A 14319-nucleotide genomic window follows, 5' to 3' on the forward strand; every position below is an offset into this window, starting at 1 on the left:
CGAATCTCGGACTCTGGCTCAACTTCTGTGGTGGCGGGCCTTCAGGCGAACGGCTGGACCACTGGCTTCGCATCGGAGTCGTGCACCAGTTCAGCAAGCTGGATGAGGAAGCCGTAGGTTGCCAGCCGCCCCTGGATGCGAATGAAGTAGGACCGGCTGGAGTACTTGAAGATTTCCCGGCGGCGCACCTTCCAGTGGCTGTGCTCGTATGTGGTCGCTGCTTGCACAAGAGCCGTCTCCGCCTCTTCCGTGCTGCCTTCAAATTCCGCAACGGTCCGCGCGTCACGACCTATCTCTGCAACACCGTCGACAGGTCGTTGCTCCGGCTGCAGGAGCTGTTGTTCCCGTCGATCGCGGACGTGACGGTGCTGTCGGTGGACGTGAACAACGAGGCAATACACGTCGAGGCCCGGTGTGCGGCGGCCTGGGCTGCGTGTCCAGACTGTTCCAGCCGGTCGAGCCGGATACACAGCTCCCACCTGCGGTTTCCTGCCGATGTGCCCAGCGCGGGGAGGCAAGTGGTCCTCTCTCTGCGGGTCCGCCGGTTCTTCTGTCGGGACGCTCCGTGCGGGCGGCGGACGTTCGTCGAGCAACTGCAGGGGCTGACCCGGCGGCACAGTCGGTGGCACGGGCCTTCGGGGTGTCCGCCAGCCGAAGCACGATCTTGTGCCTGCTCCACGCGTTGCCCCAGCCGGAGAAACCGTCCCCGCGGGTGGTCGGCGTCGACGAGTACGCGACGCGCAAGGGCCGCGTCTACGGCACGGTTCTGGTCCATGTCGAGACCCGTCGGCCAGTGGATCTGCTGCCCGACCGGGAGGCGTCCAGCCTGGCCGAGTGGCTGACAAAGCGGCCAGAGACCGAAGTGGTCTGCCGGGGACCGGGCTCCGTTCTTCGCGGAAGGTGCCACAGCCGGGGCGCCCCAGGTTGCTGACCGCTGGCACCATTGGAACAACCTCGGCCAGGCCGCCGAACGGGCCGTCGCCCACCACCGCAAGTGCCTGCGCGTCCTCATCCCCGAACCAGCAGAGGAACAAGGCGTCGAGCCCACTCCGCCCGAAGAGCCGGCCTCCCCATGGCAGAGCGACGGGTTCGCCAACCGCATCCGAGCCAGGCACGCCACCGTCCACGCACTGCTGCAAGCCGGCCACAGCCGCCGTTCGATCGGCCCCCAACTCCACATGACCCATCGCACCGTCAAAGGCCTTGCCGACGCGTCCAAGCCCGAAGACCTCTTCCGCAGGCAGTGGCAGTGCAACCGGACCTCAGTCCTGGACGAGTACAAGCTCTACCTGGACGACCGCTGGAACGAGGGCTGCACCAACGCCTGGAAGCTCTGGGAGGAGATCGTCCCGCTCGGCCACCAGGGCAGCTACGGCAATTGTCAGCGCCTACATCCGGAAGAAGCGTCGCCAGGGTGAACGGCTCCCTCAGTGGCTCCACGCGGTCCGCCAGGACGACCTGCCCGGTCCGCACACTCTCGCTGCGGGTATCGGCCGCGATGCCGTCATCGCCGGTCTGACCCTGCCCTGGAACTCGGGCTTGGTCGAAGGGCACGTCAACCGGATCAAGATGCGCAAGCCCCACCTCCCCGCGCACAGGCAGACCAGGTACGAATTCTCGCCACCTCCTACGGGTTGGAGATCTCCGAGCGCTTCAACCTCGTCGACGCCGTCCTTGACCGCCAGAACCGCAACGCCCTCTGGTGGCACCAGCACCTCAACATCCCAGAGCCACGCGTGGCTGACAGCGAGCAGATCCTCGCAAGGATCGACTGGTCTCGGCGTGAACACGACCACACAGCCATCAATCGCGCTGTCTTCATGAACGCCCTACGCTAACCCGGCCTCAACGAGGGCTGATCGATGTCACCGAACCGGGCGATCGGTAGGTTGTCCCGCCGAGCATTGAGTTGCCTGTTCAAAGGGGTGGGGCGGGGGTGGAAGACCTGGACATCACGATCATCAGCCGCGGGGGCTGCTGATCCGCTCGGGCTGGATCACATAGATCACCCGGACTTGGTCGCGGCCTCCGAACCATGGGTAGGGCCCGCCGAGATACTTCTGCGCGAGCGCCTCGATGTGGTCGACCGCCCCCTCGGTGGTCACATGCGCCACACGGCCGCGGATCTGGATGTAGGAGGTCGGTTCCGAGGGGTCGGAGATTGTGACGGCCACCCGCGGGTCGCGCGCGATGTTTCGGGTCTTTTGATGCGACTCGACGCTGTTGATCAGGACGTGCTCGCCGTCGGTGTCGACCCAGGTCTGGGTGAGCTGGGGCGAGCCGTCGGGCATCGTTGTAGCGATGTAGCAGGTGCTGGGGCGGCGCAGCAGCGCCACCACGTCCTCGCCGAGGGGTACGGGCACGGGGGTTCTCCAGGGGTCGGTTCGGTGGGGTGCTGGGGCAACCGTAACCGCGACAGGGAACCAGGCCCCCCCGTACCCTGAACTTTCGATCACCGGATGTACCGATCCGGAGCGGTTGCCTGGGCCGGCGGCTACTTGCATGGCTCCGGCCAGGCCGAATCCGGTCCCTTCCGCACCGTCCGCCGCATCACTTTGTGCTTGCGCTCAAGCTCCCGCATCGATATGCCACCGCGATGGTCAGGTCGGATCGCCGCGTACGGCTCGACGATCGACGTCTGCGGCATGACCAGCACCTTCCACCAAAAGCGGATGCTGACCCAGCAAGAGGCCCAGTGCCTCCAAACTCATCAACACCGCCCGTCCGTGGAAAGGGGTACCTCCCAGACTCATCGACGAGCGACGTCACTACTGGGTTCTGGCACAGATCTGGGGGAGCGGTCACGGTGGGCGATGCCGCTGTCCGAATCGAGGTAGGCCACAGACAATGGCGGTTGGCCGCCGGGGCCGCGCCCCGGACCGCCTTGGCTCAGCCCAGGGTGTCCATCAGGGCGGTGATGTAGGCATCCAGCCGTTCCTCCACGGCTCGCGTCGTCAGCTCTGTCCTCCCAGCCTCCCTCCATGGCCGCGCCACCAATTGCAGGGTCAGGGCGCCGGCGGCTCCCTGTTCAGCCAGTCCTCGGCGTGCTCCACGTTGACGAAGGTCAGCAGTACCAGGTCACGGGTGCCTCTGTCCCGCGTGCCGATGGTCAGCCTCCGCATTTCGGCGGTGATGGCGCCGTGCAGCGCCTCGGTTCTGACGATCCGTTCGCCGACCTCCAGGTGCCGACTCACCCAAGCCAATGTCAACGGGTGGACAGCTGCCGCATCATCATGGTTGGTCACCGTGCCACCTCATCATCCGGACGGCGGCACGCGCGAAAGCCCTTCCTCGAAGGCGATGGCAACCCCGTTCTGTTCCTTGTGCCGAGTCAATGGCACGTCTCGAAGCTGCCGCAAACGCCGTTCAGGCACCCGCATCGAGCCGTGGCCACAGCCTGGAAAGCCCCGTCAGCGGGCACTGGCGGTAATCGCCGGGAGCCGTCACCGGCGGTCACTGAAGCTTGATCATCTTGCGGAGTAGTTCGAATCCAGCTCGGCCGTAGAGCTGCCTTTTGATCTTCTTGATGTGGTTCACGGCACCTTCGGTGGCGCCAGAGCTCCAGTCCAGGGTGAGTCCGGCGTCACGGCGTCGAAGTCGCGGTGCAGGTGGAGGGCGAAGCCGGCGAGGCCGGGCAGCTGACTGGCGTCGACGGCGTCGATCCAGCAGGGAGGGTGACGTTGAGGCGGTCGGTAGGGATCTCGCCGAAGTCGCGGATATGCCCGGCGACGGTGTCCGGTTCGGGGCAGCGGGCCAGGACGTCCTTCAAGCCCGCTCGGTCCTCCTCGCTGAGGGAGATGGGGTGACGGGTGAGCCAGCCGGTCACCTTTCGCGCGGACGGCGACGGGGGCGGCGCGTCCGGCGGAACAGCGCGCGGGGTGGCGATGTAGGCGCGGACCATGCCGTAGGTGACCGGGGCGCCTTGGGCGACCAAGTCGCGGTGGAGCTGGGTGACGCTCGTGCAGTTCTCGGTGAACCGGCGGTCCAGGTGGGGCTTATGAGGTCCAGACGACTGGGGCGGGGCCGGTTGTCGCGGAGGGTGTCCTGCCAGCGCGCGGCGCTGGCGTAGCGCAGCACGGAGTTGAGGACCCAACCCAGGTGCCGGGCGATCACCCGGCGGGAGCGGCCTTGGGCGAGGAGTTCGTGGACCAGGGCGTGCGCGGCCTTCTTGCGCTGGGCCCGTCGGCCGGCTGATGCCCGCGTACACGAACGTCGCGCCGATGCGTTCGGTCAGGTCCTTCAGCAGGTCGGCGCTCTGGGCGCCGGTGGTGGTACGGGGATTGAGCCGGTGGATCTCGTCGATCGTCACCAGCCGCACACCCGTGCGCAATCCGATCCTTGTGCGGGGTGGGTGTGATCGCACCACAAAGACGTCGGCCGGAGCTGCTGCCGGCCCGGTCGCGCCGACAGGGATCGCCGGTTCTCCGGGCGAGCCTCCCGCGCGCTCGGGGTCGTGTCCCGGGCGCGGTGACGGAGAACTCCTCGCCGGTCCAGCGCACGACCAGTTCCCGTGCTCCGTCCGGTCCGCTCTGGGCCGCCCGGGACAACTCGACCCGGCTCGCCGTGCTGCAGCCGTGCTTCGCCCAGTGCGGTGGGCGCTGATCAGCAGGACAGCCGGATCAGTTCCCGCCGCAGCTCGGCCGCCCCGATCGTGGGGCGCGGAGCGAGCCGGTTGTAGGTGCGGATCTGTTGGCGCTTGAGCTCGATCAGGCCGTCAGGGAAGCGGAAGGACGTCACTCACTCAGCAGAGCAGGAGTTCGAATTGCGGCGCGAGTCCACACACCACCGTGTGAGGCATCGAGACAGCGACAGCTGACTCGATCACGAGAGCCGAAGTCCCCGACGCTGCCCTCGGACGCCGTAGCGACTGGCCGGGACGGGGCGGCGATGGTCAGCAGATCCCAGCTGTGGCCCAGGCCGTGCGGATCTGTTCGTAGATGTTCTGGACGTCGGTGTCCTGCGGTGTGTCGAGGGCCAGGGCGGTGGCGAGCGTGCGGACGGCGGGCGAGGTCGCCTCCGCGCGGCTGCCTGACGGCACATCGGCACATCGACGTATCACGAGGACGGTCATCGTGGGGGAGGCGGTGCGCTCAGCGGCGACGGCCCGGGTAGGCCGGGTCGTTGGTGATCCTTACTTTCTGGGGCGCGTTCCGAGGGAAGGTCCAGATCCGGCCGGAGGTGCTGACCGCGGTCACCGCGGTGTCGTCCAGGGTGACTTCGTGGAACGGATTGGACCAGTTGGAGACGGCGAGCCATTCCAGGGTGCTCTCGTCGTCGTCCCGGGTCAGCGCGACCCAGCCGATGGATCCGTGATGGGCGGACTCTCCCGCCCAGGCGCGGCTTCCCTCGTGGGTGTGCGTGGCGAGCGCGGAGTCGACCTCCACCCAGCTTTCGGTACTCCATTCGGTGGCGCGCAGGGCCTCGAGCCAGTGCCAGCTCTCGGCCTGCGGATCGTCGAGCCGGTCGGGCGGCTGCATACGCAGCAGATCCATCACGGTGAGAGAGCCGTCGGCGAACACGATGAAGTCCCCGTCGGGCGCCTCCCGGTCGCGCCATCGCTGGCGCACCTGCCGGACCATGGCCGTCGTGGCCGGTTCGTTCATGCACGGCATTGTGTCACGGGGCATCGCGCGAGCCCCATGACCGGTGGCCCGGCCTCCGTCTGGGCCTCTCGGGCTGCGCGTACGGTGCGGCCGGCGTGAGGCTGGAGACCGGGGCCCGGTGGTGGCGGACAGCGGGCCCGTGCGGTGCGTTCTCCGCAGCCCTTCTCGTGTCCGCCTTCGCCGGAATCCGGGTCGGCCGGATCATCGGCCACCGGGGCCCGCGCACCGTCATGACCGCAGGCTCCGTCCTCGGCGTGGCAAGCCTCCTCCTCATCGCCGCCGCACCCAACCCGCCAGTTTTCTCCGCCGGTTGGCTGCTGGCAGGACTGGCCGTGGCGGCCACCTTCTACCAGCCCGCCTTCGCCACACTGACACTCTGGTGGGCCCCCGACCACGTCCGCGCCCTCACCATCGTCACCTTGGCCGGGGGACTGGCCTCCACCGTCTTCGCACCCCTGACCGCCATGCTCGCCGACCACCTGACCTGGCGCGCCACCTGTACTGTCCTTGCCCTCGTGCTCGCCAGGCGGGTTTCCCGTCTGACCGGCCTGGCCCACGACGAGGCGTGGCCAAGTTCCGCTCGACCCCGCATCCCGAGGAGGCCGTCACCTTCGGACGGCCCTTACCTGCCGCTCCCCCCGAGCGCTGACCAGCTGCCTGTTCGAGCGAATGGAGGCGGGGCGGCACACCACCGGCTCGGCCCGCCCCGTCGCTCCCTGGCCAACCAACCCGACGGAGTCTTCGACGTCCTGGCTGACAACTCCCACCTGACGTCGTCTTGAGGCGGAGGGATGTGATGTTCCTGCCGATTCATCCACGCTGAGCACGGATGAGGTCGCGGTACCACGCGAAGGACGCCTTCGGGGTGCGGACCTGGGTGTCGTGGTCGACGTGGACGAGACCGAAGCGCTGGTGGAAGCCCTCGGCCCATTCGAAGTTGTCCATCAGGGTCCAGGTGAAGTAGCCGCGCACGTCCACGCCCTGGGCCACGGAGGCGTCGACGGCCTGGAGGTGGGTGTCCAAGTAGTCGATGCGGTCGAGGTCGAGGACGGTGCCGTCCGCGTTGACGACGTCCTCGGCCGAGCAGCCGTTCTCCGTGATGTAGACCGGCGGGAGTGCCGGGTAACGCTCCTTGAGGTCGACGAGCAGTTCCCGTAGGCCGTCGGGGACGACGGGCCAGTCGAAGGCAGTGCGGCGGTAGCCCTCGATGGGGGCCTCTTCGAACGGCAGCCCCTCGGACGTCGGCGCCTGGATCCGGGTCGGGTTGTAGTAGTTGATGCCGAGCGCGCTCAAAGGGGCCGAGATCAGTTCGAGATCGCCGTCCCGGACGGAGCCGCCAAGGGTCGCGTCCGCGCCGAAGACCGACAGGTCCGGGTAGGTGCCCGTGAGGATCGGGTCGTTGAACAGGCGGTTGTGCAGGTTGTCATAGGCTCGCGCGGCGGCGCGGTCGGCGGGGGCGTCCGAAGCGGGCCAGACCGGGGTGCAGTTGTTGGCGATCATCACCTGGAGGCCGTGTGCCCGCAGCTCTCTCAGCGCCAGGCCATGGCCGAGCAGCTGATGGTGGGCGACCGGCAGGCAGTCCAGGAACAGGGTGCGGCCCGGCGCATGAGTGCCGAGACCATAGCCCCAGACCATGTGGATGAAAGGCTCGTTGAGTGTGATCCACTTCTGGACGCGGTCGCCCAGCCTGTCGGCCATGATGGCGGCGTACTCGGCGAAGCGGTGCGCGGTGTCGCGGTTCAGCCAGCCGCCGCTGTCTTCGAGGCCCTGCGGGAGGTCCCAGTGGAACAGGGTCGGGACAGGTTCGATGCTGTGTGCGAGTAGGCCGTCGACCAGCCGGTCATAGAAATCCAGCCCCCGAGGATTGACCTCACCTGTGCCGGTCGGCTGGATCCGGGGCCAGGCGATGGAGAAGCGGTAGCCGGTGAGGCCCACCTCGTCCATCAGCGCGATGTCCTCCTCGTACCGGTGGTAGTGGTCGCAGGCCACGTCGCCGGTGTGCCCGTCGCGGACTGTGCCGGGCCGGGCGGTGAAGGTGTCCCATACCGAGGGTCCGCGGCCGTCCTCCTTGGTGGCGCCCTCGATCTGATACGACGCCGTCGAGGCGCCCCAGATGAAGTCCGCAGGGAGATGGTCCAGTGTCACGTCTAACCTCCTGAAACATGAGCAGGGCTCACGTTAACCTGTTCGATGGGATGATGGAAGCGTGAATCAAGATCGCATCGCAGGGACGCTGCGCCGACTGCCAGTCCAGAAGCGCAGCGCCGAGCGCTTCGAACGGCTGCTGGACGCTTGCGCCGAACTCCTTGACGAGGTCGGCTATGCAGGACTGACCACCAAGGAGGTGGCCCGCAGGGCCGAGGTGCCCATCGGTACCCTTTACCAGTTCTTCTCCGACAAGGAGGGGCTGATCGGTGCGCTCGCCGCCCGCAATCTGGAGTCCTTCTTGGGGCGGGTCGCGGACCGGCTGGAGCGAGAGGAGCCCGAAGGCATCTCGGGCATCGTGGATGTGACCGTCGACGAGTTCGTCACCATGCGCCGGACGATCACCGGTTTCGGTGTGGTCGACTTCGGCGCGGCGGGACAGGACCACATCCTGGAGCCGACTCTGGACAACAACACTGCGGTCGCCGGAAGGCTGCGCTCACTGACCGCCTCCTTGATCGGGGCCCAGGACAACGCCGAATTCGAGATCGCGGTGCGGGTGGCTCTGGAGTGCGCGGACAGCGTGCTGAAACTCGCCTTCCGTATCGATCCGCAGGGCGACGCCCAGCTGATCGCTGAGTGCAAGCGAGTCCTCAACAACTATCTGAACGATCGACGCCGGTGACTGGCAAGTAGTAGTGGTCGAGGCGTGCTTCGCGACCGGAGGTGCGAATGGCTGGAGCCGCCTGGGCGCTGTTGCGGGCCACGTCGGGTGATGCCCTGGACCTGCCGGAGGACGCCGCCGTCCTCCTGAGTGCTAGCGGACGGCCTTGACCTTCCAGACCAATACCGCGCCCAGCGCGGACATGGCCGCGGAACAGAGGAACAGCGAGCGATAGCCCCCCCGGCCCGCCGAGCACGACTGAGGCGATCGGAGGAACGAGAACGTAGGGCAGGGAGGTCATCAGGTTGGCCAGGGCCATGTCCTTGCCGCGGTCCGCAGAAGCGGGGAGCACCTCGGTGACCAGGGCGGTGTCGACGGCCAGGTACACGCCGTAGCCCAGGCCCAGGATGACGGCTGAGACCAGCGTCATGGTCCACGTGGGCGACAGCGCGAGTGGGACCGCGGCGACGGCCATCGTGACGCCGCCGAGGAAGACCAGCATGCGCCGCTTGCCCAGCTTGTCGGAGAGCCAGCCGCTGAGGACGACCGTCGAGATCGTGGCCAGGCAGTTGACGCCGATCACGATGAGCAGGCCGTCCTCGGTCGACTGGCCGGGGAACAACTGCTCGTAGTGCAGTACGTCGTCCAAGAAGTACGGCAGGTAGAGCGTGCCCATCCCGTAGCCCAGCCCCATGATGAACCGGGAGCTCATCGCCCAGGTGAAGTCGGGGTGCTTGCGCGGGCTGATCCGGTAGCCGTCCAGGAAGGTACGCAGCGAGAACGGCTCGCGGTGCCGGCTGGGAAGCGGTGGATCCTTCATGGTGGTCGCGAACAGCAATATCAGCAGCGGGAAAGCGGCCATCAGCATGTACTGCGCGGAGAAGCCCGTGACCAGCCCGAGCAGTAGCCCACCCGCGATCATGCTGCCGGCCTGCGGGACCATGGCCCAGCCCAGCACCGCTCCGCGCTGGGCGACCGGGACCTGGTCGGGCACCACTGGGGAGAGTCCGGCACCGATGATCATGAAGCCGGCGGACAGCACGAGGGAGCCGAGCGCGACCCCGGCGACGGTCGTCTGGATGCCGATGCAGACCAGTGCCGCCATGCAGACCAGCGAGCCCCCGATCATCCACGGTCGGCGGCGGCCGAACCTGCTGGTGGTGCGGTCGCTGAGTGCGCCGGTCAGCGGCGCGAGGACGATTCCCGAGATCGCGCCCATCATGCTGACCCAGGCGTAGCTGCCGACCTTCCCCGCCGGGTCGATCTGGGCGATCTGCTCGGGCATCAGGAACGTGGTCGGCGCCTGCATGGGAATGAACATCCCGACGTTGGCCAGGACGTACAGGGCGACCCAGCCAGGGCCGACCTTGCGGGTCGGCTCGGCGAGGGCCTCGGGCCGCTCAGGGGCGAGGCTCATCGGGGCACTCTCTTGAGGTGGACGAGCTCGCTCGTCCAGTCGAAGGACAGCAGTGGCGGTAGACCGTGGCTGAGCAGGACAGCGCCCTCGTGGACGGCGCCGGTGGTCGCATCCCGGTATCGGGCGTCGGGGTCGAGGCCCTTCAGCCGGGTGCGGGCGACCGAGCGGGTCGGCGCGGACGGCTGGAACTGGAAGACGACGACCTCGTCCTCGGTGAGGTACTGCACGGCGTCGTGCTCCAGGCGGTACAGGACGCCACCGTGCACCACGGGCCGGATCCGCTTGTACTGCTCGACCAGCATCCGGGCCCAACCCAGATCCTCCTCGCTCCAGTTCCGCAGGTTGCCGCCGATGCCCATCGCCCCAGCCATCGAGACATGGAAGCGGTACCGGACTGAGGTCGGGCGGGCGGTGAAGCTGTGCGGGCTGTCGGTGACCCAGGCGCCCATGGTCCGGGCGGGCAGCAGCTGGCAGTGGCCGTGCTGGATCGCGACCCGGTCGGCGGCGTCGGTGTTGTCCGATGTCCAGATCTGGTCGGCGCGGGCCAGCACGCCCAGGTCGGCCCGGCCGCCGCCGCCCGCGCACGATTCCAGGTACAGGCCGGGACGGGCGGCGCGCAGCCGGTCCATCACCTCGTAGACCCCGCGGGTGTGCTCGATCCAGACCCGGTCGGGGTCGGCGGCCCCGGGCTGCCCTGCCTCGCTGAAGGGCCGGTTCATGTCCCATTTGAGGAAGGCCACGTCCAGCTCGGTGACGGTCCTGACCAGCCAGTCGACCGCCCATTCCCGGACGTCGCGGCGGGCGAAGTTCAGCACGTGCTGGTGGCGGCGCTGGGTGCGGGTACGGCCTTCCTGGCAGAGGATCCAGTCGGGGTGCGCACGGAAGAGGTTGCTGTCGGGGTTGACTGCCTCGGGCTCGACCCACAGGCCGAAGCCCATGCCCAGTGCGCGGACGTGGTCGGCGAGCGGGCCCAGGCCGTTCGGGAAGCGGTCGGGGTTGGGCCACCAGTCGCCGAGCCCGGCCATGTCGCTGGTGCGGGCGCCGAACCAGGCGTCGTCCACGACGTAGACCTCGACGCCGAGACCCGCGGCCAGGTCGGCCAGCTCGGTCTGCTGCTTCTCGCTGATGTCGAACTCGGTCGCCTCCCAGGAGTTGAAGACCAAAGGGCGTTCGGCAGGACGGGCGGGCAGCACCTGACGTTCGACGTAGGCGTGCCAGCGGCGGCTGGTGCCGCCGAAGCCGTCGGGGGCATACAGCCCGGTGAAGACGGGGGTCTCCAGACGCTCGCCGGCGGCAAGCTTCCAGACCAGGCCCTCGTGGCCGAACCCTCCCGTCCAGGAGGCGCGGCCGTAGGCGTCGCGGCGCAGGGTGATCCGGCGGCTTCCGCTCCAGGCCAGGGCCGCGCTCCAGACTTCGCCGTGCTCCTCGGCGGCGTCCTGTGCATCGAGCATCAGCCACGGCCCGGCGTGCTGTCCCGTGATGCCGAGGCGGCTGGTGAACACGGTCTCCCCGACGGGCACGCGGTCGCGCCGGAGTTGGAACTCCCGGCCCCATTCCCCCACCACATGACTGACCCGGTAGTCGTCGCGGGCGGGTAGCGTCCAGGCGGCGGAGTCGAACCGCAGGACGTCCACCGGCTCGTCCGCGGTGAGGACGGCCCAGCGCTCGATTTGGTCATGGCCGTCCCGGAGCCGGTAGTGCAGGTCGAGGCCGAGGGAGCGGACACGGTCGGTGAAGGAGAGCGTGAGCAGGTCGTTCTCGACCGTGTACGAGAGGAACCGCCACTCGAAGCCGCGGACACCGTCGTCGAACCGGACGGTCAGCGACGGCGCCCCGAACCGCAGGCCGCCCTCGACCACGTACTCCTCACCCCCGGGGTCGTCGCTGCCGGGGTCCTCGTCGGGCAGGTCGGCCGCGATCACGACGGCCTGCTCCAGGGGCAGCGGCCGGCCCCAGTGCACGTGCCGGGGGATGTCGTCGGCATCCAGCTGGAAGGCGTAAGAGGTGCCGGGAGTGCTCAGGAGCCAGAGACGGGCTTCGGAGTGGTGAGTGATCACGCAAATCCTCAAACGTGAGTAGGGCTCATGTTCCGTTCATACGTTAGGCACGCGAGCCCGCAACGCCAAGCCCCTGACGGGGGCTATCGAATTTCGCGGCGCGTGGTTCCCTGCGCTTCGCGCGGATCGGTCGGCGAACGCGCCGGGGAAGTCAGCCGGGGCCGGCCGGATCAGGAGAACTGATTCGGCCGGCCCCGGCCCTGGACACCGCCTCACGGGTGCGTCAGTTGGCGTAGACGCCGACCTCGCGAAGTGAATAGCCCCACTGGGTGCCGCGTTCCAGCCCCTGGATTCGTACGTAGCGCGCCCGAGTTCCGGCGAAACGTGCCGTGTCCAGGCCGCCGTCACCGGCGGCCGTGGACCAGACCGCCTTCCAGGTCGTGCCGTCTTCCGACAGCTCGACGCGGTACGACTTCCCGTACGCCGTCTCCCAGTCGAGGGTGACGCGCTTGACCGGCTCCGCGGATCCCAGATCGATGCGCAGCCACTGGTCGTTGTTCCACTCGCTGGCCCAGCGGGTGCCGTTGTCGCCGTCCACGGCCTTGCCGGGCGCGAAGCTGACGAACGGGTTCCACCATTCCGACGAGGACGCCGAGGCGGTGGCACCCGAGGCCAGGTTCGCCCCGGACTTGTGCTTCTCGGTGTTGCCCCAGGTGCGGAGGTAGGACTCGGCGCCGGAAAAGAGGTCGTCCACGACCTCCTGCCCGCCGACGATCCGGATGTCCTCGATCCAGTCCGGGACCATGCCGTAGTGCGCGGCGCCATCGGTGTTGAAGTCCCATGTGCGTTCGCCGGTGGTCTGCTTGTCGATCACCGAGCCGCCGTCCGTGCTGCGGAAGGGGTACTTGACCGGGTTCGGGGTGTCCCCGCCCCGCGGGCCCGGCCAGCCGCCGACACCGTTCATGTCGGTACCGTAGCCGTAGCCGACCTTGTACTTCTCGCGCAGCGCGTCCGTGCGCTTGGCCTCCGCGCTGAACGCCTCGGAGCCGCTCATGTACTGGGCGGCGAACCCGCCGAGCTTGTAGAGCCGCTCGGTCCAGCCCAGGTCCATCCAGCTGTGCGAGGAGATGGCACCCGGGTACGACTCGGACTCGAGGATGTCAAAGGCCTGATCCGCGGCCTTGACACTCATGTGGTCGAGCTCCAGCATCATGTGGCGTTTCATCATGCCGCGCACCGCGTACGCACCCAGGCCGGTCAGCCCGCGGGTGTTGCACTGCGCGTCCGAGGCGTACGAGGGGACGGCCACCCCCGCCGGCAGCTGCTTCTCCGCCCCGGGTGCCTTCGCGTTGCCGATGGGGTTGTCGTGCTGCGGGCCACGGCAGGTCTCCGTCTTCCAGAAGGTGCCGGTCGACAGGAACTGGCCCACGTTGATGGCCGTGCCGAGGGCGCCGGAGTCGTAGCGCACCCCGCACAGGGCGTTGTCGAACTTGTGGCACAGGAACATGCTCCGCACGCCCAGTCCGTACAGCTCGTCGAGGCCGCGGTCGATGTCCTCCTTGCTGCACTGCGCGATGTCCAGGATCTGCTTGCAGCCGAACGGCTCGGAGGTTTCGACCCCCAGGACGACGGCCAGCTTGCCCTGCTTGATGACCTCGCGGGCCTGCGCGCTGTCGGTGACGATCCGGAACCAGCCCTTACCCGGGCCGCCATACATCTTGTCGATGAAGGCCTGCATGTCGTACGACTTCTGCGCCTCGAGACGGATGGCGGTCATCTCGTCGCAGCTGCGGTCCTTGAAGAAGTAGACCGAGCAGATCACGCCGTTGGTGACCAGGTCGTTGACCAGCACCCGCTGGCCGCCGCGCCATGCCCGCTCGATCCAGGCGTAGTAGTTCTGTTGGTGGGTCAGCGAGTCGTGGGCGGGCCAGTCCTTGAACGTGGGCCACCCGTTGGGGTCGTGCTTGCCGTCGCCGCCCTTGGTGATGAAGTCGAAGACGGCGCCCGTGCCGTCGGGGTAGTGCTCGGGGCAGTCCTTGAGCGCGTCGGCGACGCCCTGCTCCGAGAACGGCTTGCCGCAGATCAGTCGGCCGCCGAAGCCCTCGTTGGACATGATGTGGTCGTGGGCGTCGACGAAGCCCCTTACACGTCCCTGGGTGTCGGTGCCCTTGAAAGGCTCGCCCTTGACGTCGATCTGCGCGTCGGGTGTGGGCCGGGCGGTCGGATCCCACCAGTTGGGCTCCGCCGCGGAGCTGGGTATCGGGCCGAGTGCCAGGGCCATCACGGCGAGGAGCAATGACACCACCGTGAGGGATCTGAGTCTGCGGCGCGGAGGTTGAACGATGGTCATCGCGTAGATCCTTAAATGTGAGCGGGACTCATGTTCTGCTCATAACTTAGTGGTTGAGTTCGTAAGTCCTTCGGGGGTTGACTCTGGGGCCGGTCGTGGGCGCTGCTGACTCTGCGCGCCGGCCCCCGGACGACATCGAGAAC

The 14319-nt window shown here is 68.1% G+C and carries 15 protein-coding genes and 1 pseudogene; 5 read left to right on the forward strand and 11 right to left on the reverse strand.

The annotated features are described in order from the left end of the window. Positions 1-41 precede the first annotated feature (41 nt). On the reverse strand, positions 42-479 hold the full coding sequence (locus ACFV8T_RS26945) for a hypothetical protein (protein WP_385332205.1): 438 nt from the start codon (positions 477-479) through the stop codon (positions 42-44). On the opposite strand from ACFV8T_RS26945, the gene ACFV8T_RS26950 reads away from it, so the two are divergent. The 3 genes from ACFV8T_RS26950 (at position 381) to ACFV8T_RS26960 (ending at position 1838) form a co-directional block, all read left to right on the forward strand. Continuing rightward, on the forward strand, positions 381-842 hold the full coding sequence (locus ACFV8T_RS26950; protein WP_385332202.1) for a transposase family protein: 462 nt from the start codon (positions 381-383) through the stop codon (positions 840-842). The genes ACFV8T_RS26945 and ACFV8T_RS26950 overlap by 99 nt on opposite strands. Positions 843-1178: 336 nt before the next feature. Next, the gene (locus tag ACFV8T_RS26955) at positions 1179-1418 is read left to right on the forward strand and encodes a hypothetical protein (RefSeq protein ID WP_385332152.1); all 240 of its coding nucleotides are present in this window, start codon (positions 1179-1181) and stop codon (positions 1416-1418) included. Positions 1419-1634: 216 nt separating this feature from the next. Then, the gene (locus ACFV8T_RS26960) at positions 1635-1838 is read left to right on the forward strand and encodes a hypothetical protein (RefSeq protein WP_385332155.1); all 204 of its coding nucleotides are present in this window, start codon (positions 1635-1637) and stop codon (positions 1836-1838) included. A gap of 123 nt (positions 1839-1961) precedes the next feature. Here ACFV8T_RS26960 and ACFV8T_RS26965 read toward each other — a convergent pair whose 3' ends face one another. From ACFV8T_RS26965 to ACFV8T_RS26990, 6 genes and pseudogenes are all read right to left on the reverse strand, one after another. Next, positions 1962-2363, reverse strand: a complete 402-nt coding sequence (locus tag ACFV8T_RS26965) for a PPOX class F420-dependent oxidoreductase (protein WP_385332158.1) — start codon at positions 2361-2363, stop codon at positions 1962-1964. 648 nt (positions 2364-3011) lie between these two features. Further along, positions 3012-3245, reverse strand: a pseudogene (locus tag ACFV8T_RS26970) (aminoglycoside phosphotransferase family protein); the annotation flags it as partial. A 338-nt stretch (positions 3246-3583) separates the two neighbouring features. Then, entirely contained in the window at positions 3584-3934 is a 351-nt protein-coding gene (locus ACFV8T_RS26975) for a hypothetical protein (protein ID WP_385332160.1), read from the reverse strand. Positions 3935-4602: 668 nt separating this feature from the next. Continuing rightward, positions 4603-4737: a hypothetical protein gene (locus ACFV8T_RS26980; protein ID WP_385332163.1), complete on the reverse strand. Its 135-nt coding sequence runs from the start codon at positions 4735-4737 to the stop codon at positions 4603-4605. Between the two features lie 154 nt (positions 4738-4891). Beyond that, the gene (locus ACFV8T_RS26985) at positions 4892-5038 is read right to left on the reverse strand and encodes a hypothetical protein (RefSeq protein WP_385332165.1); all 147 of its coding nucleotides are present in this window, start codon (positions 5036-5038) and stop codon (positions 4892-4894) included. 52 nt (positions 5039-5090) lie between these two features. Next, positions 5091-5603, reverse strand: coding sequence for a hypothetical protein (locus tag ACFV8T_RS26990; protein WP_385332168.1), 513 nt, complete (start codon positions 5601-5603; stop codon positions 5091-5093). Positions 5604-5698: 95 nt separating this feature from the next. Between ACFV8T_RS26990 and ACFV8T_RS26995 the strand changes: the two genes are divergently transcribed. Further along, positions 5699-6385, forward strand: coding sequence for an MFS transporter (locus ACFV8T_RS26995; RefSeq protein WP_385332170.1), 687 nt, complete (start codon positions 5699-5701; stop codon positions 6383-6385). A 28-nt stretch (positions 6386-6413) separates the two neighbouring features. Here ACFV8T_RS26995 and ACFV8T_RS27000 read toward each other — a convergent pair whose 3' ends face one another. Next, complete coding sequence (locus ACFV8T_RS27000; protein ID WP_385332172.1) at positions 6414-7748, reverse strand: GH1 family beta-glucosidase; 1335 nt, start codon at positions 7746-7748, stop codon at positions 6414-6416. A gap of 61 nt (positions 7749-7809) precedes the next feature. Here ACFV8T_RS27000 and ACFV8T_RS27005 point away from each other — a divergent pair, with 61 nt between their 5' ends. Continuing rightward, positions 7810-8433: a TetR family transcriptional regulator gene (locus ACFV8T_RS27005; RefSeq protein WP_385332175.1), complete on the forward strand. Its 624-nt coding sequence runs from the start codon at positions 7810-7812 to the stop codon at positions 8431-8433. Here the strand turns inward: ACFV8T_RS27005 and ACFV8T_RS27010 are convergent. The 3 genes from ACFV8T_RS27010 to ACFV8T_RS27020 all read right to left on the reverse strand — a co-directional run bounded on the left by ACFV8T_RS27010 (position 8402) and on the right by ACFV8T_RS27020 (position 14176). Then, positions 8402-9829: an MFS transporter gene (locus tag ACFV8T_RS27010; RefSeq protein ID WP_385332177.1), complete on the reverse strand. Its 1428-nt coding sequence runs from the start codon at positions 9827-9829 to the stop codon at positions 8402-8404. The genes ACFV8T_RS27005 and ACFV8T_RS27010 overlap by 32 nt on opposite strands. Then, the gene (locus ACFV8T_RS27015) at positions 9826-11886 is read right to left on the reverse strand and encodes an alpha-galactosidase (RefSeq protein ID WP_385332179.1); all 2061 of its coding nucleotides are present in this window, start codon (positions 11884-11886) and stop codon (positions 9826-9828) included. Before ACFV8T_RS27015 ends, ACFV8T_RS27010 begins: the two co-directional genes overlap by 4 nt. A 223-nt stretch (positions 11887-12109) precedes the next feature. Continuing rightward, on the reverse strand, positions 12110-14176 hold the full coding sequence (locus tag ACFV8T_RS27020) for a discoidin domain-containing protein (protein WP_385332181.1): 2067 nt from the start codon (positions 14174-14176) through the stop codon (positions 12110-12112). Positions 14177-14319: the final 143 nt, after the last annotated feature.

Source organism: Streptomyces sp. NPDC059832, from assembly GCF_042731715.1.
In the GTDB taxonomy this organism is placed as follows: Bacteria; Actinomycetota; Actinomycetes; order Streptomycetales; family Streptomycetaceae; genus Streptomyces.

What these genes read in the sequence shown, in the direction of transcription:
- ACFV8T_RS26955 (WP_385332152.1), top strand. Translation starts at nt 1,179, where the DNA reads ATGACCCATCGCACCGTCAAAGGCCTTGCCGACGCGTCCAAGCCCGAA.
- ACFV8T_RS26990 (WP_385332168.1), bottom strand. Translation starts at nt 5,603, where the DNA reads ATGAACGAACCGGCCACGACGGCCATGGTCCGGCAGGTGCGCCAGCGA.
- ACFV8T_RS27010 (WP_385332177.1), bottom strand. Translation starts at nt 9,829, where the DNA reads ATGAGCCTCGCCCCTGAGCGGCCCGAGGCCCTCGCCGAGCCGACCCGC.
- ACFV8T_RS27020 (WP_385332181.1), bottom strand. Translation starts at nt 14,176, where the DNA reads ATGACCATCGTTCAACCTCCGCGCCGCAGACTCAGATCCCTCACGGTG.